The organism is Perspicuibacillus lycopersici (genome assembly GCF_025660475.1).
In the GTDB taxonomy this organism is placed as follows: Bacteria; Bacillota; Bacilli; order Bacillales; family Caldibacillaceae; genus Perspicuibacillus; species Perspicuibacillus lycopersici.
The window spans coordinates 361,973-379,973 of sequence record NZ_JAOUSF010000001.1 but is presented as its reverse complement, the minus strand read 5'-3'; the positions used below and the strand labels follow the sequence as shown (position 1 = coordinate 379,973).

16 protein-coding genes are annotated in these 18,001 nt (G+C 33.4%); 12 read left to right on the top strand and 4 right to left on the bottom strand.

Going from position 1 to position 18,001, the window contains the following annotated elements:
* Nucleotides 1-40 precede the first annotated feature (40 nt).
* A complete protein-coding gene (locus OEV98_RS01810; RefSeq protein ID WP_263071428.1) occupies nucleotides 41-1,060 on the bottom strand; it encodes an acyltransferase family protein in 1,020 nt (339 codons plus the stop codon).
* A gap of 286 nt (nucleotides 1,061-1,346) precedes the next feature.
* On the opposite strand from OEV98_RS01810, the gene OEV98_RS01805 reads away from it, so the two are divergent.
* The 5 genes from OEV98_RS01805 to OEV98_RS01785 all read left to right on the top strand — a co-directional run bounded on the left by OEV98_RS01805 (nucleotide 1,347) and on the right by OEV98_RS01785 (nucleotide 6,532).
* On the top strand, nucleotides 1,347-3,224 hold the full coding sequence (locus OEV98_RS01805) for a PAS domain-containing sensor histidine kinase (RefSeq protein WP_263071941.1): 1,878 nt from the start codon (nucleotides 1,347-1,349) through the stop codon (nucleotides 3,222-3,224).
* A gap of 2 nt (nucleotides 3,225-3,226) precedes the next feature.
* Entirely contained in the window at nucleotides 3,227-3,712 is a 486-nt protein-coding gene (locus OEV98_RS01800) for a methylated-DNA--[protein]-cysteine S-methyltransferase (RefSeq protein ID WP_263071427.1), read from the top strand.
* 176 nt (nucleotides 3,713-3,888) lie between these two features.
* Nucleotides 3,889-4,128, top strand: a complete 240-nt coding sequence (locus OEV98_RS01795; RefSeq protein WP_263071426.1) for an aspartyl-phosphate phosphatase Spo0E family protein — start codon at nucleotides 3,889-3,891, stop codon at nucleotides 4,126-4,128.
* Nucleotides 4,129-4,333: 205 nt separating this feature from the next.
* Entirely contained in the window at nucleotides 4,334-6,028 is a 1,695-nt protein-coding gene (locus OEV98_RS01790) for a M3 family oligoendopeptidase (protein ID WP_263071425.1), read from the top strand.
* Nucleotides 6,029-6,178: 150 nt separating this feature from the next.
* Entirely contained in the window at nucleotides 6,179-6,532 is a 354-nt protein-coding gene (locus OEV98_RS01785; RefSeq protein WP_263071424.1) for a hypothetical protein, read from the top strand.
* Between the two features lie 86 nt (nucleotides 6,533-6,618).
* Here the strand turns inward: OEV98_RS01785 and OEV98_RS01780 are convergent, their stop codons facing one another.
* The gene (locus OEV98_RS01780) at nucleotides 6,619-8,793 is read right to left on the bottom strand and encodes an ATP-dependent Clp protease ATP-binding subunit (protein WP_263071423.1); all 2,175 of its coding nucleotides are present in this window, start codon (nucleotides 8,791-8,793) and stop codon (nucleotides 6,619-6,621) included.
* Nucleotides 8,794-9,068: 275 nt separating this feature from the next.
* Here OEV98_RS01780 and OEV98_RS01775 point away from each other — a divergent pair, with 275 nt between their 5' ends.
* Nucleotides 9,069-10,085 (top strand): YkvI family membrane protein, encoded by a 1,017-nt coding sequence (locus OEV98_RS01775; RefSeq protein ID WP_263071422.1) that lies wholly within the window; start codon nucleotides 9,069-9,071, stop codon nucleotides 10,083-10,085.
* A 241-nt stretch (nucleotides 10,086-10,326) separates the two neighbouring features.
* Here the strand turns inward: OEV98_RS01775 and OEV98_RS01770 are convergent, their stop codons facing one another.
* Nucleotides 10,327-10,941 carry a CPBP family intramembrane glutamic endopeptidase gene (locus OEV98_RS01770; RefSeq protein ID WP_263071421.1) on the bottom strand — a complete coding sequence of 205 codons (615 nt, stop codon included), beginning with the start codon at nucleotides 10,939-10,941 and terminating at the stop codon, nucleotides 10,327-10,329.
* A 375-nt stretch (nucleotides 10,942-11,316) separates the two neighbouring features.
* Nucleotides 11,317-11,496 carry a YkvS family protein gene (locus OEV98_RS01765; RefSeq protein ID WP_263071420.1) on the bottom strand — a complete coding sequence of 60 codons (180 nt, stop codon included), beginning with the start codon at nucleotides 11,494-11,496 and terminating at the stop codon, nucleotides 11,317-11,319.
* Between the two features lie 422 nt (nucleotides 11,497-11,918).
* Here OEV98_RS01765 and OEV98_RS01760 point away from each other — a divergent pair, with 422 nt between their 5' ends.
* The 6 genes from OEV98_RS01760 (at nucleotide 11,919) to OEV98_RS01735 (ending at nucleotide 17,671) form a co-directional block, all read left to right on the top strand.
* Nucleotides 11,919-12,113 (top strand): hypothetical protein, encoded by a 195-nt coding sequence (locus OEV98_RS01760; RefSeq protein WP_263071419.1) that lies wholly within the window; start codon nucleotides 11,919-11,921, stop codon nucleotides 12,111-12,113.
* A gap of 294 nt (nucleotides 12,114-12,407) precedes the next feature.
* Entirely contained in the window at nucleotides 12,408-12,965 is a 558-nt protein-coding gene (locus OEV98_RS01755) for a cell wall hydrolase (RefSeq protein WP_263071940.1), read from the top strand.
* Nucleotides 12,966-13,202: 237 nt separating this feature from the next.
* A complete protein-coding gene (locus OEV98_RS01750; RefSeq protein WP_263071418.1) occupies nucleotides 13,203-13,943 on the top strand; it encodes a glucose 1-dehydrogenase in 741 nt (246 codons plus the stop codon).
* 379 nt (nucleotides 13,944-14,322) lie between these two features.
* On the top strand, nucleotides 14,323-15,240 hold the full coding sequence (locus OEV98_RS01745) for an AAA family ATPase (RefSeq protein ID WP_263071939.1): 918 nt from the start codon (nucleotides 14,323-14,325) through the stop codon (nucleotides 15,238-15,240).
* Between the two features lies 1 nt (nucleotide 15,241).
* A complete protein-coding gene (locus OEV98_RS01740) occupies nucleotides 15,242-16,411 on the top strand; it encodes a DUF58 domain-containing protein (RefSeq protein ID WP_263071417.1) in 1,170 nt (389 codons plus the stop codon).
* 48 nt (nucleotides 16,412-16,459) lie between these two features.
* Nucleotides 16,460-17,671 (top strand): hypothetical protein, encoded by a 1,212-nt coding sequence (locus OEV98_RS01735; protein WP_263071416.1) that lies wholly within the window; start codon nucleotides 16,460-16,462, stop codon nucleotides 17,669-17,671.
* Nucleotides 17,672-18,001: the final 330 nt, after the last annotated feature.

The window sequence follows — 18,001 nt, the reverse complement described above, 5'->3', positions numbered from 1 at the left end:
CACTCTGTTTATTATGGCAATATTTTTTAATCCAAAGAAATTAGGCATTAGTGACGTTTCTTATACGTCTCCATATTTTTTTCCAGCGGGTAATACTCATTTCTATGAGCGGCTGCGCTATGATGCGGATGAATGGACTAGAAAGGAGTAGTACGACGGCTAAAGCAGCTACTACTAATATCCACACGAGATGGTGCTCCGCTAACCATTGTTCGACCACTGATTGGCGGAAATATTTGACGATAAATCCGTGTAGTAAATAAACATATAATGTATATTTCCCTATTTTCGTAAAGGAATATTTTCGTTTCGGCACGAGAGCAAGAAAACATGTTGACATGATTAAACTGATACAGTAAACAATTAGTCGTTGCGTAGCACCTAATGAAGTTTCTGCAACCATTTGGGCATAAGGCTTCGATCCCAATAACCATTTTTCATCAATTATTGGATAGAAATAAAAGATAATAAATGCACAAACCGCGATACTTATCGCTAATATTTTATATTGCTTGGATGCTATCGTTTGAAAATGCTCTCGTCTTAAATGATATCCCAGTAAAAAGAACGGAAAGAACACAAAAGTACGTGATAAGCTCAAAAAATTATCAACGGATTCGACATAGCCGATTGCAATACCAATCATAAAGGTAAGCATTAAGCCTGCTAATGGGCGCATTTTCGCAAACAAAGGTAGCATTAAATTCCAGCAAAATAAACTAATTAAAAACCATAGGGACCATGCAGGGTTTAATAAATTGAACTCTAATGATTGCTGGTGCAGTAAAAAATAATAATAGATTGTATAAATCAATTGAAAGAGCATGTAAGGAAACAATAATTTTTTCATCAGCTTCCAAATATAGTCCTTTTCTAGAAATCCTTTGGCGAAATGACCGGAAATTAATATAAATGCAGGCATATGAAACGTATAAATTGTTTTATAAAGTGCATATAATACATCATTATTTTTTGTAAAGGATTGGATAAGATGGCCAAATACGACAAAAAAGATTAGTAGAAATTTGGCGTTATCGAAATAGAAATCCCGTTTATTCATAGGAAATTCCTCCATTTCATACACATAAGTACTACGATAGAGAATCATTTGTTTCGTTATGTGAAATTAAGTAATTATTATATAGCTCTATTTCTTCTGAAATAAACTATATTATTCTACCATAATTAACAAAATGTTCCATATGATATTCAAGAATGTCAAGTAAATGAAATAATTTTAATGTAGTATTTTGGTAAAATATAAGAAATAAAAGGATTTTGACACATAATTGTCGAATGTTTTCTGATGGAAAGGGTTGCGAAGGAGGGGAAATGGGTTGAAGGAAATGAATTATTCCATTAATGTAATCGAATTGAAAGATAAAATTAATGAACTTGAAGCGGAAAATAAACGTTTAGAAGTAGAGCTTCAATTTTTTCAAAGAATCTATAATATTGCACCGGAACCAATGATATTACTAGATCGGAAGAAGCAATTTGTAGGAGCGAATGTTGCCGCCTGTCAATTTTTCCAAACGGACCTAGATGTTCTCCTTACAAAAACACTTTATGATTATTTATATTTGAATCCTGTCGAATTAATAGAGCGTCAGGATAATCTTATTCAAGAGCAAGGAACATTAACAGATGAGTGGTTAATAGAATTAAATGATGGAATCGTAAAGCATATTGAATTTTATGCTTTAAGTGATATATTACCAAATACGGATATTTTTATTATTAAAGATATTACCTCTACGAAACGACTGGAATGGGAATGTTCATTACATTTAGAGGTGTTTAATAAGTTTTTCAATCAAATAATCGATGGAGTAATTATTTTCGATGAAAATGGAAAAATCATCAATGTAAATCCTGCTTTTAGTAATAGTGTCGGTGTTAGCCGTGATGAGCTTGTTACTCTACAGCTATCAACTCTCGTGAACGAAAACTGGACAAATGAATATGAGAAATTTTGGAATGAGCTAGTTTCTACTGGGTCTTTCCTTGGTGAAATTCAATTGAACGGGGAAAGGGAAACGAAAATATTTGAAATGTCAGCAAGTGCAAATGTATACAATGGTTTATACCTATCGATATTGCGTGATATAACAGATAAAAGAGAAATCGAGTTAAATTTACAAAAAAGTGAAGAGAAGTTTCGAAATGTTTTTCACGGTTCCCTTGACGGAATGCTGTTATGGAAAAGTGAAACACCATTGGATATAAGAAATGAGACTGAATCTACTCCATTGCCGATATCTATCGTGGATATTAACGTAGTTGGTAGAAAAATATTAAATGTTTATGAGACAAATGTGCAGCAACAAATGATGCAAATCACCACGGAAGAAAAATATGGAAATCAAAATTTTGTTCACTTTATTGAGCAAACATTAAAATATGGCGATAACCAAGATATTGTGGACATTCAATTACAGGATCAATCTATAAAAAGTTTGGAATTTTATTCGAAAAAGGATATTATCCCAGGAGTAAATTTAACAATTTTTCGTGATATAACCTATCGCCTTCAAATGGAAAACCAATTGCGCAAATCGGAAATGTTAAATGTCGTTGGGGAGCTGGCAGCGGGGATTGCCCATGAAATTCGCAACCCAATGACATCGTTAAAAGGGTTCATTCAATTATTAAGAAGTAGTATTGATGGGTATGAAATGTATTTTAACATAATAATGGCAGAACTAGATCGTATAGAAGTTATCGTTAATGAATTCCTTGTATTAGCAAAACCACAAGCCATTCAATATCAAGATTATAATGTCGTGCAAATAATGGAAGATACGATCGATTTATTACATGCACAAGCACTTATGGATAATATACAATTTGAAAAACATTTCACCGAGCCAATGATTAATTGTTATTGTGAGCCAAACCAAATCAAGCAAGTGTTCATTAATATAGTAAAAAATGCGATTGAAGTAATGGGAAATGGCGGTACAATCAAAGTCTCAATGGATGAAACCGTGGATGATTACCTTCGAATATCCATTCATGATCAAGGGCAAGGAATCCCAGAAGAAAAATTACATATATTAGGCCAACCATTTTATACTACAAAAGAGCAAGGAACTGGTTTAGGATTGATGGTTAGTTATAAAATTATGAAAGAACATGGTGGTAGAATTGATGTCGAAAGTGAAATTGGAAAAGGAACGGTATTCCATATCCTTCTACCATTGAAAAGGAAAGAGGAATAATATTGTTATATTACAGTAAAATGGATAGCCCTATTGATAAAATCTATATTGTTGCAGCAGATGAAAAGATCTGTGCGTTATTTCTTGGTGAGGAGGATTTTCAAGAGTGGGCTGTTCAAAGAGAATTAGTGGATGGTAGAAACTATAGAATACTGTTGGAAGCGAAAAAGCAATTAGAGGAATATTTTGCAAGGGAGCGAAGAAGCTTTGAGCTTCCGATTACATTCGGTGGGACAGTATTCCAACAATCAGTGTGGAAATCTCTGCTAAATATTCCATATGGGGAAACAAGAAGCTACCAATTTATTGCAGAGAAGATAGGAAATCCAAAAGCAGTTCGAGCAATTGGACAAGCAAATCGAGCAAATAATTTACCGATTATCATTCCGTGTCATCGTGTGATTGGAAAAAATGGAAAATTAACAGGCTATGCTGGTACCCGAACCGATATAAAAGAAAAGCTGTTACAATTAGAAGGAAATCGGTAAAATTCTACTATTATCCGATCAGAAAGTGGCGAAAAATGTCGGTTTTCCAAGAAATAAAAATGTTTTGTCTACTTTTGTCGATTCTATTTACTTTGAAATTTAAATTTGCCATAATGTCTTGGTGAGTTAATTAATCGTTTAAAGTAATGAGGGTTAGAAGTAGGAGGATTTTAATAGTGAAAACAGAAAGAGATATAGAAGAAATTAAAGCAGCGATTAAAAATAAGAGAGAGCTAATGATTGCTTCTGCCAAAACTTATGGATTTACCAGTGAAAAAACATTGCGCTACAGCCAAGAACTCGACCTTCTGATCAATGAATATCAACGCTTTTTTCGTAAAATGGAATTAGAAAAATTACCATTTTTCGGATACCAAACAAAGGAAGCACTTAGACCAGGTAAATTATATGCTTAAAAATGACATCTATTGATTAATCAATTATAAATTAAGTAAATTAGCGAAGAACACCCTAATCGACCGACAGGGTGTTTTTTTTTTTTTTTTGAATTTATTAGTGTCCCGAAATTTTTTTACTAGATAGTGAATTTTAAAAAGGAAAATTACTAAAGTTGTCGAATATATACAAAGAATTAAATTTTTCAAACGAGGATGGTGGCAAATGAAATTTGAAGAGTATAAATATGAACGTCCAAATATAGAGGATGTGAAAAAAAAATTCCAAGCATTACTTGAGCAATTTAATCAAGCAAGTACATTAGAGGGGCAAGTATTAGCAATGGAAGCTATTAACAAGCTTCGTCGTAATGTAGGAACGATGGGGACATTAGTGAGCATCCGTCATTCGATTAATACAGAGGATGAGTTTTATAAAGCGGAAAAGGATTATATGGATGAAGTATTTCCTGAGTTAGAAGGGCTAATCACCGCTTATTATAAGGCACTTGTCGATTCAAAATTCCGAGTAGACTTGGAAGAGAAATTTGGTAAGCAGTTATTCGCTTTAGCAGAATCCCAATTAAAATCCTTCTCACCAGAAATTATTCCTTTATTACAAAAGGAAAATAAGCTTACAACGGAATATACTAAGTTATTAGCTTCTGCAAAAATTGAATTTGAAGGCGAAGAACGGACGCTTGCGCAAATGCAGCCGTTTATGGAATCGAAGGACCGTAACATGCGCAAACGTGCACATGAAGCACGCTTTGGGTTCATGGTAGAGCATGAAGCAGAGCTTGATCGCATCTATGATGAACTTGTAAAAGTTCGTACTGAAATTGCGAATCAGTTAGGCTATAAAAACTTTGTGGAGCTTGCGTATTATCGGATGATGCGTACAGACTATAATGCAGAAATGGTTGCAAATTTCCGCAATCAAGTAAAAGAATATATCGTTCCGATTGCATCGAAGCTTAAGGAACGCCAAAGACAACGGATTGGTGTAGAACAGTTAAAATATTATGATGAACCATTAAACTTTTTAACTGGAAACCCAACACCAAAAGGATCTCCAGAATGGATCATCGAAAACGGGAAAAAAATGTATGCAGAGCTTTCCTCTGAAACAAATGAATTTTTCCAATATATGGTAGATAATCATTTGATGGATCTTGTAGCGAAAAAGGGAAAAGCTGGTGGGGGCTACTGTACGTTTATTGAAGACTATGAATCCCCATTTATTTTCTCGAATTTTAACGGTACAAGTGGTGATATAGACGTATTGACTCATGAAGCAGGACATGCTTTCCAAGTATATTTAAGTAGAAAATTAGGGGTACCTGAATACAGCTTCCCAACTTATGAGGCATGTGAAATCCATTCGATGAGTATGGAATTCTTTACATATCCGTGGATGGAGTTATTCTTTAAAGAGGATACTGATAAATACAAATTCGCCCATTTATCTAGTGCACTTCTATTCTTGCCATATGGTGTTTCCGTTGATGAATTCCAGCATTGGGTGTATGAGCATCCAGAAGCAACACCTACTGAAAGAAAACTAGCATGGCGAGAAATTGAGAAGAAATATAAACCACATTTAGATTATGATGGATTTGAATACTTAGAAAATGGTGGTTATTGGCAACGTCAAGGTCATATTTATAGCTCCCCATTTTATTATATTGACTACACATTAGCACAAATATGTGCATTCCAATTTTGGAAAAAATCCCAGGAAAATCATGAAAAGGCTTGGGATGATTATGTAGGCTTATGTAAATTAGGTGGTAGTCAATCATTCTTAAATTTAGTAGAGGCAGCTGGATTGATTTCCCCATTTGAAGATGGATGTGTGCAATCAGTAATTGGTGTCATCGAAAACTGGTTAGATTCCGTAGACGATACAAAGCTTTAATTCAAAAATTGCAAAACAAAATAAACAAATAAAAAATGATGTCACTATTTGTTGACATCATTTTTTATTTAATTATTTGCAATACTATTATGATGATTTTAAATTTTATAGTAGAATCAAGTTAAAGGGAACATAGAAGGAGGAAAATATATGAGGAAAATTGTATGGGCAATTATTAGCGTTGGTATCATTCTTTTTGTTAATTGGGGAGCTGCGACATTATTTAGTTCCCGTTTTATCGATTGGTCATTTTTAGCGGGTCTAGCGGTAACCATTTTTATACATTTTTTTAATTCATCTGGTGGATTTATGTCCGATTTAACAGATGCGAGACTACAGAGTACAAACAACGATTCACAATGGGCGGCAACGGAAGTACGTACAAAACTGGACAGACAAAAAAGGAGTTTCCACCCGACAATTGCATTCTACGTTGCCTTAAGCTATACCGTTATTACAGGAATAATTACATTAATTTATTATAAAGACTATTTAATTCACTAGTACAATAATAAGAAAAAAGCAGAGAAATTAACCTCTGCTTTTTTTCTAAGTTCTTGGATAAAAGGAGACCAAATATAACTGAAGCCTTATTTATTTACAATAACAATTTTATCATTTACAACAGTTGCGGTTAGTTGATTGATTTCTGGGTGATCTAAAACATAGTCTGCAATAGAATCTTCCAAATGCTCTTGGATTGTTCGACGTAATGGACGTGCGCCAAATGATGGGTTATATCCAAGCTCAACAATTTTTTCCTTTACTTCATTCGAAATCTCAATCTGTAAATTATTTTCCGCTAATTGTTCGTTTAATTGTTTTAGCATTAAATCAACAATTTGAAGTAATTGTTCTTTTTCTAATGATTTAAAAGAAACGATACTATCGAATCGGTTTAAAAATTCTGGTTTGAAGAAATCGCGTAAGTTTGTTACTACTGTTTTAGTATCTTCGTCTTGCGTATTTCCAAAACCAACACGGATGTCTTTATGTTCGACACCTGCGTTACTTGTCATTATGATGATAGTATCTTTAAAGCTTACGGTACGTCCTTGGCTATCTGTTAAACGACCATCCTCAAGAATTTGTAAAAACATATGCATTACATCAGGATGTGCTTTTTCAATTTCATCTAATAAAAGTAGGCTGTACGGGTTTCGACGTACTCTTTCTGTTAATTGCCCTGCTTCCTCATGGCCAACATATCCTGGAGGAGAACCAATAAGTTTTGAAATACTATGTTTCTCCATGTACTCACTCATGTCAAGACGAATCATTGCATCTTCTGAGCCGAAAATTTGTTCAGCGAGTGTTTTCGATAATTCTGTTTTACCTACCCCGGTAGGTCCTACAAAAAGGAAAGATCCAATCGGGCGATTTTTTGGTTTTAATCCTGCACGACTCCGACGAATAGCTTTTGACACAGCATGTACAGCTTCTTTTTGTCCAATGACTTTTGCATTTAAGTTTTCTTCTAAATGCTGTAATTTTTGTTGTTCGTCTGCTTGGATTTTCCCTACTGGAATACCGGTTTTTTCTTCGAGAATTTTGTGGATCATTTGTACATCAACAACTGGTTGCTTCTCTGCTAGTGAAGATGCACGTTGTTTTTCTAGTGTTAATTCTTCATTACGTAATTTTGCTGCCAGCTCATAGTTTTCTGTTTGTAATGCTTGGTTTTTTTCCATTTCAATTTGTTTTAGGCGTTCATCTATTAAAGCATTAGATAAATTTGGATTTTCTAAATTTACTTTTGAACCTGCTTCATCTAATAAATCAATTGCTTTATCAGGTAAATATCTATCTTGTATATAACGATGGGATAGTGACACACATGCGCGAATGGCTTCATCTGTGAATTTTACTTGATGATACTCCTCGTATTTTGGTTTTAACCCCATTAATATAGTAGTTGCTTCGTCCATTGATGGTTCATGGACTTGGACAGGCTGCAGTCTTCTTTCGAGTGCCGCGTCCTTTTCGATTTGACGATACTCTTTTAAAGTAGTTGCACCAATTAATTGAATTTCACCACGAGCTAATGCTGGTTTTAAGATATTTCCTGCATCCATCGAACCTTCAGCAGAACCAGCACCAACAATTTGATGGATTTCATCAATGAACAATATAACATCGTTTCGTTGCTGTAATTCGCTAATCAATTGCTTCATTCGTTGTTCAAATTGCCCGCGAAATCCAGTGTTTGCGACAAGTGAAGCAACATCTAATAAATATACTTGCTTATTCCGTAATTTAACCGGAACCTTACCAGCTGCTATTTTTAATGCTAATCCTTCCGCAATCGCTGTCTTACCTACACCTGGTTCACCAATTAAGACAGGATTGTTTTTATTTCTTCGATTTAATATTTCAATAACTTTTTTAATCTCATTATCACGGCCAATAACAGGATCAATTTTGCCAGCCTTTGCCTGGTCTGATAAATTTTTGCCGATTTGATCAAGGAAACTGTTTCTTCCGTTACCAGTAGATTGAACCGTTTTTGTAGTTGCTCCCATTTTGTTTGAATCGGTAAATTGCTCAAATGGTGAATTCGCGAACCCACCAAACATATGCTCAAATGGGAACTCGTTTCCGTTATTACCAAATATATTTTTTATGGTTGAATCAAAACTAGATTGGAAGTTTTGTTGTTCCTTTTGATAACATTGTTTGCACAATGCATATTCCGTTTTGTTACCATTTAATTGAAAGTGAAGCTGAACAGTCGCATCGTTTTTATGACATTTTTCACATAACATAGTAGAACAAACCTCCCGAATTAGTTTTATTTTGACTTTGACTATCTTTGACTTTCTATACTTGTATTATACTTTGACCTTTTTTGACTTTCAAGTATTTTGATCAAAAATTTTTTTTACTTCTTCCGAAAAATTAGCAAAACATTTGGTTTAGTAAAGTTAAAAGGTTTTGCACTAATTTCTTTAATTGTCTTTACTTGCTTAACAGTTCTTCATCAGGAATGTTCTACTCTTGTCCAAAATAGCGTATAGATGAAGGGAGGGGAGGGCTCGTCTTGGATTGGAAAAAGTCATTTCAACTTGCATCAGTTTATGTAGGCTCTGTCGTTGGAGCAGGATTTGCAACAGGAAAAGAAATTGTAGAATTTTTCTCTCGTTTTGGGATGTATGGTTTTATAGGAATTCTTCTAACAGGGTTTTGTTTTATCCTTTTCGGAGTGAAAATTATGCTGTTAGCTATTCGAATCGAGGCAAAAAGTTATCATCAATTAAATAGACATCTTTTCGGTACAACCTTTGCTCCCCTAATTAATCTCATCATGTTTTTCATGTTAATTGGTGTAACGGCTGTAATGCTATCCGGCGCGGGAAGTGTATTTGATGAACAGCTGCACTTACCGAAAGAACTGGGAGTTATTTTTACTATTGTACTAACTATTCTCGTCTTATTCATTGGGACAAAAGGTTTATATATAGTAAATATGTTTGTTGTACCTCTATTAATCATTTTCAGCTTTATTATCGCCTTTCTTGTTATAGATTTGCCTAATTTTTGGGACAATATATTAATGCCAGTTCCTTTTAAGTGGTCGGTGTTATCTTCTGCGCTAGCATATGTAGCATTTAATATTACATTAACACAAGCTATTCTCGTTCCGGCTGCAACAGAAATAGGGGATGAGCGTGTGGTGAGAGCAGGGGGAATTATTGGAGGCTTATTATTGACAATTATATTAGTGACTAGCCATATTTCCTTAGTACAGCTCCCTAATTTAACGAGTTATAATATTCCAATGGGTATTTTAATGAATACTTTTGCGAGTTCATTTTATTTATTTTTTATTCTCGTCATCTATGGTGAAATTTTCACCTCCATAATCGGTAATATATACGGACTTGAGCGGTTTGTGAGTAAAATTATTTCCATCAAACCTTTATATGTTGGCGTCTGTATACTTGGCGTCGCCTATTTTATAAGCAAAATTGACTATGGAATACTGTTATCAACCTTATATCCTTTGTTTGGATATATTAGTATTTTGTTTTTGCTTTTGTTAGTCCTAAAGAAATAAGGGGGATTGATTGGATAATAATATTATGAATAATTTTAAGTAGATTGGTCAAACGAGAAATTAAAATAAAAAAAGGAACTACGGATTAGAATCCATAGTTCTTTTTAAATAGGCGTTTTTCCATCGTAACTGCTATTGAAAGTAATCGACAGACTAAATACACTCTGCGTAGCGGCACATTCAAAATATCTTTTCACTATTAAAAACCGCCTTATAAATATAACATAAAGATAATACGTCATTAAATTAACGGTAAAAATAAGAAAATCATTAGATCAAATGTTAAATGTGACATGACTACAAGTGGTAAGCTTCGTTTCCAGGCATATAAAATTCCCCAGACAATACCGGAAATTAATGCTGCTACGATTAAAATAGGGTATCCAGAAAATATATAGACGGATGCATATAATATTGCTGAAGCAAGAATACTTGTCCAAAAATTGGTATTTGCTAAGAAACGTTTCTGAATAAATCCTCTCCAGAAAAATTCCTCAGCTGGAATAATTACTAGAACAAGGACAATGTAATGCCAAATTAAATCTGGGCTAAAATGTTTATATAAACTTTGTACTTGATTTTCAAAATACGATAAGTTCAAGCCATTAATTATAGCATTACCTAGCCAAAACAGCCCGTATAAGAGAAGTCCTGACAAAATGCCATACAGTAAATATTGTCCGACTGGGATTTTGTCGTCTACTTCTTCGTTCATAATCGAATATGAAATTAGAAAGAAGCTACTACCGGTTAATATATACCAAAAAACATTTGTATGATCAAAAGTAAAATAAAGCAGCAAATGTGCTATCAAATATCCGAGGAGGAATTTCCAATTCCTAATCGTTTTTACCATAAGTATAAACTCCTTTCAAAACCAGATATTATTTTATCATAATTAATGAATAACGGAAAGTTTTGCGTCATTCTTTATACACAATAGGAAAAGCTTATGTCTTATGTATATGGGGAAGTATAGGTTACCATGAAACTTTTTCATCATGATTCCATTTATTTCTTTTTCCAAAATCGCAAAATGTTTGTGTGAAGATTCTTTGGATGAAAACGTACAAAAGGATGCGATTTGTCGCACCCTTTTTAATGAATGAAGCGGTTGAGGGAATTTTCGTAAAATTAAAGTTGGAGTTACGTATATAATGAGGCTTTCTATACTGGCTATGTGCTAATAAGGAAAAAGAAATCCTTTTCATTTTTTAATAGAATTAGATAATCATTCTTCAATAATGGTATAGTTTTTATGGTTGACAACGGTTCTTTCATCTAATTCTAATTCAAGAAAATTTTCCATGCATGTTAAATTAACAATGACAGAGTTTTCGTTTACTTTTTCAACAATGCCTTTCATGCCATCTTTGAATGCAACGACATTTCCCACTGATGCTTTTCTCATATCCTTCTCTCCTTACATATCTTTATAATTATTTATTAGTTTCCTATAAAATGAATGTAATGTAAAGTAAAGATTTTATTTATTTGTGAAATTCCTCCAAATGACCTAGCTTTTTATGGAAGAAAAAGAAAATAATGTAAAATCATTTGAATGAAAACGACTAAAATATAGAGTTGGAGTATTTTAAAATCGTAAAAAAGTTGCTTGAATGTATTCAAAATAATTAATTATTTTTCCTGTTTCAATATGTTTGCCTGTAATAGGTAATTCATTATCGTGATCATTTTTGTTAGCAAATTGATTGTTGATTTTTACGAAAGAGAGTAAAATATCGTAATAGATTAGATTTTATAATATAACTAATTTGGAAGACGATATATTTAACTTTTTATTAAGAAAATTTATGTAAAGGATGTAAAAGGATGGACGAACAAACGGCTATTTCATTACAAGATAAATTGAAAAATGGTGAAATTGAGGAATTATTTATTAGTAAAGAAGAGTTTTTGTCATTTCGAAAATCATTAACACAGCGAGATGACTTTAAACATTTTCGTGGTGTTGCACAACGTGGTGGCGATGTTATCTACTATTATATGAAGGAAGCGAGAAGCTAATACCAGATAATTGTAATTTAATGAACTTGATAAAACTTTTATTAAGGATAGAAGCTATTTCTATTCTTTTTTTTACTATAAGTTTAAACACTTCATGTAGCTCTAAACCATTCTTTTTACCTAATTAGTTGTAGCAGTCTGTCAACATACAAAAATAGGAAACTATCCCATGTTTCTACTAATGCTTCTCCTTTAAAAAATTGATAGCCTAATAGAGTATTAATTTTACGGAGGTGCATGAGAATAATGAAGATCAAATCGATTGTTAAAAAAGTAGTCGTTACTGGATTTGCAATGACGATGATGATGGGTATTGGTAGTAATCAGTCAACGGAAGCTGCATCAGTTTATACAGTAAAGTCAGGAGACACTTTATATAAAATTGGTCAAACTTATGGAGTTTCTGTTTCTAGCATACAATCTATGAATAAATTAAATTCAAATATAATATATCCAGGTCAAAAATTAACATTATCTCAGCCCGTCACACAAGCGGAGATGGATTTATTAGCAAGACTGGTAAGTGCGGAAGCAAAGGGTGAACCATATGCAGGGAAAGTTGCAGTAGCAACGGTTGTATTAAATCGTGTAGATAATCCTGCTTTTCCAAATACAATTACAAATGTAATTTATGCACAGGATCAAGGACATTATGCATTCACACCTGTAGCCAATGGGCAAATCAATCAGTCTGCAGATGCCGATTCGAAAAAAGCAGTCCGGGAAGCATTAGCATTTAGAGGTCAAGGATCTGGATCCCTCTATTTTTACAATCCGAAAACAAGTACAAGTTCATGGATTTTCTCTAGACAGGTAACTGTCACGATTGGAAACCATCGCTTTGCAAAATAGTTCATAAAAAAGAAGCTGACAACTTAAGGTCAGCTTCTTTTTTAAAAGATTTGCAATAAATTCCAGAAAAAACAATTGATTCATTTGGAAAAGATAGATAAAATTATATCAATATTTATGGAAATTATTAAGGCTGTTTTCTAATGAATGGATATTTCATGACCTTGGCTTACATACAAATAATAACATTCTATTCGAATACAGTAATTAAAAAGATTTGAAAGGAAGCGTTTTCTAATGTTTACTAATCAGTCAATTATTGTTACAGGTGCTGCCAGTGGAATTGGAAGACAAATTGCGATTTCTTTTGCTAAAGCGGGTGGAAATGTTGTCATTGCAGACATAGATAATGAAAATGGAATGGAAACCCAACAAATAATCGAGCAATTAAATGGAAAAAGTGTATTTATTCAAACAGATGTAAAGAAAGAGGAAGATATCATTCGTTTAATTGAATTAACAATTCAACAATTCGGCCGGATTGATATTTTGATTAATAATGCGGGAATCTCGAAGTTTCAGCCATTTTTTGAAATGACACTCCATGATTGGGATACCATTATCCAAACCAATTTGCGTAGCGTTTTTCTTTCTTCAAGAGAGGCTGCACGTTATATGAAAACCTCAGGTGGCGTAATTATCAATATCGCTTCGACACGGGCATTCATGTCAGAGCCAAATACGGAGGGCTATGCCGCGACAAAAGGCGGAATCATTGCACTTACACATGCACTTGCTGCTACTTTAAGCGAATACCATATTCGAGTGAATTCTATAAGTCCGGGATGGATTCATACAGGAGATCCTGCTGTACTTAGTGAAATGGATCATAAACAGCATTGGTCAGGACGAGTTGGAACACCCGAAGACATTGCACGTGCTTGTTTGTTTTTAGCTGATTCAAATAATGATTTTATCACTGGACAAAACATAACAATCGATGGTGGTATGACAAAGAAAATGATCTATGAAGAATAAAATAACGACAGCTCTACTTATATAAATAATAAGCCTGATGATTCCTTGTAGTAAATCGAATGTAGCCGATTTTTCAATGGGATTTGTCAGGCTTTTTTTGCTAGTGAGGAGCTGTAAGCAATTTTAATTTACAAGCAGGAAAGTAAAGTGTAGTTAGTGTTTGGATCTTAATAACTTTACCAATCTAAAAGGAAAACGGCGTGTAAACAATGCTCGCTTTCCAATTAATTAGAGATAATAAATTTGTATTTATAAAAGCTTCGTAATAGTGTTGATAGTCTGATAAAATGTGTATATATTCAAATAATTATTAAAAGTATGGATAGACGACTTAATAATAGGGGGAGTCATTTTGGATTTAGTTGCTATTGTTGATCAAATGAAATTAGAAGTCAGCAAAAAAATAATCGGGAAAGAGCATTTAGTAGAATTATTTACGATTGCTTTACTAGCAGATGGTCACATTTTGCTAGAAAGTGTACCAGGTACAGGGAAGACGACATTTGCGAAAACATTTTCCGAAGTTATAGATGCTAAGTTCCGCCGCATTCAATTTACTCCAGATGTACTTCCTAGTGATGTGACAGGAATTCAATTTTTTCATCCACAAAAACTGGATTTTGAGCTACGTCCAGGTCCGATTGTCACCAATATTTTATTAGCAGATGAAATAAATCGAGCAACTCCAAGAACACAATCCAGTTTGCTAGAAGTTATGGAGGAATTTCAAGTTACCATTGAAGGGACAACGATAGCATTAGATTATCCATTCATGGTTATTGCAACGCAAAATCCAGTGGAATCTCAACAAGGAACATTTCCTTTGCCAATAGCACAAATGGATCGCTTTTTTATGAAGCTACCAATGGAATATCCAGTTTATGAAGATGAGAAAAGAATGTTAGCATTGCAAAAGGGAAAAACAGAGATTCAGTCGGTAAGCTCTGTAATAGGAAAGGAAGAAATCCTTCAAGGAAAACTAGCATTAATTAGTATTCAAATTCACGAGGATGTTGAGGATTATTTATTAGCAATTGTTCGTGCGACTCGTAATCATCAAGAAATCGAACTAGGAGTGAGTCCACGTGGCAGTATTGCCTTACTTCGAGCAGCTCAAGGGAAGGCATTATTATCTGGAAGAGACTTCGTTACTCCGCAGGATATAAAGGAAATAGTACTACCAGTGTTAAGTCATCGAATTTATTTATCTGCAGAAGGCTCCTTAAAAAAATCAGTGGAAGAAGTTTTGTTAGAAATTCTCGAAGAACTTCCTACGCCGGTAGAGGTTGAAATTTAATATGATTTGGCGAAAACAAATTATTCAAGAACAGCGTGTTTCCCTTGTTAGTACATTAGTATTTCTCTCTTGCGTCATCGGTTTTATCTTTATTTCTTCTAGCTTTGTCTTTGTCGGTTTACTATATGGAATGGCACTTTTTATGAACTATTTATATGGTAAATATTCTGGAAATTCACTTATCGTACAGAATGATAAAATCCGGCATCGCTATTTTATCGGAGAAGAAGGAAGCTTTGTATTAAAATTACAAAATGAAAGCTTACCGATAATAAATGGGATGGTAGAGATTTGGTTTAATAAAAATTTAACTCCACTTCATTCAAAAAACAAATATGAAGAAGACAAGCAAACAATGGTAGAAATCCCAATCACGATAAAAAAAGGAGAAGCTCTGCATATTTCTGTGCCATTTATTACAAAAAAAAGAGGAGTAGGAAGAATAACGAATATAGTAATTCAATATCCAAATCTTTTCGGGATGGGGAAGATTTCTTTAACATATTCGCCACATTGGCAGGAGGAGTTTCTTGTTCTTCCGAAAATTATTCCAGTAGAGAAAATGTATTGGCAATCCTTTTATAAGGAAGGGTTACAATCATCTACCTCATCGATTTTTGAGGATCGCCTGTTAACAGTAGGAACGAGAAATTACGTTGCAACAGATGCATTTCATACAGTCCATTGGAAAGCAAGTGCAAAAATGAACCAATTACAAACGAAGATTTTTGAAAAGACAACCGATTATTCTATATTATTTTTATTGAATATTGCGGAGGGCTTTTGGTTTAACGAAAATATCGAACAAATCATAAGTAATGTAGCATATTTAGGACAAATTGCGCAGAAAGATAATATTCCAGTTGCACTTGCCGTAAATATTCGTTCCTATACGAATATGCCATTTTTATATTTACCTATTGGAGAGGGGAAGGAGCAATTCAAAAAATTACTTGAAATGCTTGCAGTAATCGATACACATCAGCTAATTATTCCATATGAGCAAGTTTTACACTATTTATTAAGACATCGACTCCTACCGCCGTATATCATTCATGCTGGTTTATTAGAAGGTAAAATATCTGCGCTCCTACACAATATGAAAAATACTGGTGCTGTTGTTTCTTGCTTAGAAACAAATGAGCACCATTCAATTTTAAGAAATTATTAAGCGTTATACTTAAGCTTTCCATTTCCATTGAAGGAGGGGGGATAGAGTGTGTTAATAAAGTATTTCCATTTTAGCTACCAATATTTATTTCATATTTGCAATATTGCCTATTTACTGTACTTTTGGTTAATTTTTGTGGATAATGCAACTCCTTCTGTTATTCTTTTTATCTTGACATTATTTATCAATGGTATTGTTTTCTATAACTTAATGAATCGGTTTTTAGAACGTGCGAAAATAATGTATTTTATTTTAAATGCGCCTCTTGCGACGTTGGCACTTTATCTTCTTGATATTCCGATTATCATCGGGCTATTATTAGTTGCTTATATTTATAAACGATTACTAGAAATGCATGAGGAGGAAGAGTTTACAAATAGTAGTGGGATGCTTTCATTAGCAATTGGATTAGCATTATTAGCTACTTTTTTAACGATAATCAATGATTATCATTTTTCATTGATGCCAATGAATTTGTTACTTTTTCAATTCTATTTATTTTTTGGCGGGAATTTTATTGGTCATTGGTTAGCGGCAACTGGTAGGAAAAAAGAGAACGGTTTATTGTTATTTCAATTCTCACTAATCATAATAAGTATAGGAATGCTAGCCTTTAGTATTGGGTATCTGGTTCCTTCCATACGGCAACTGTTTGCAAGATTTATAGCAATCCTACTGTATCCAATAATAAGATTACTCGAACCAATGATGAGTTGGATATATTCTATTTTCGAAAAAGGGGCATCTCAGGTAGAGCTGCCACAGCAGGAGGTTCAAGCTGGAATTTCGAAGCAAGAAGCGACAGAACATAGTGTAAATCAAATAACAGATGTTATGCCATATTTGATCTTTTTGTCTGTAATCCTTATTGGTTATCTTATTTACCGGTTAACAAAAACGAATCACAATCGGATGATAAAGACGGAGGGGCAACAAGATAAATTTGAAATACAACGATTTACAAATTCCATACGATTGAGGAATAAAGAGGCTAAACGAGTATATTCGAAATCATCAAGTCCCATACGAAAAGCAATGTATGAATTTGAAAATAACTCAAAAAAATTTAATAAGGGCCGTTATTCAGGGGAAACTATACAAGAATGGTTTGCAAGAATTGACTTAGATCAGCCAAATGTTATTCCTATATATGAGTCGGTTCGATATGGGGAAAAGAATATATCCAAACAGAAGACTGACCAATTTCTAGCATTTATTAAAGAAACCGAAAAAAGCTGGAAAGATGAAAAAAGGAATTGATGGACAAAATTTTTTTCTGGATTTTTAAACATGTAGGTAAAAGGGCATATATTATTTTTAAATGCTCTATGCCAATGGACTCATATTGGGAACATAATAATATTGTTAACACATTCACAAATATATCTCAATTTTCAACAATATCTTTAAATTTAAACATCAAATAATTACGATTTTATTCATTGTATGTTTGTTTTTAACATGGTATCTTATTGATATTGAAAAATATTAGGTTCTATTGTCGAAACGATGGTATACTTATGATAACACTCTTCTAACAGTGTTTTCTAATGTCGTTTTAAAGTAGAATCAATATAATTACATATTAAG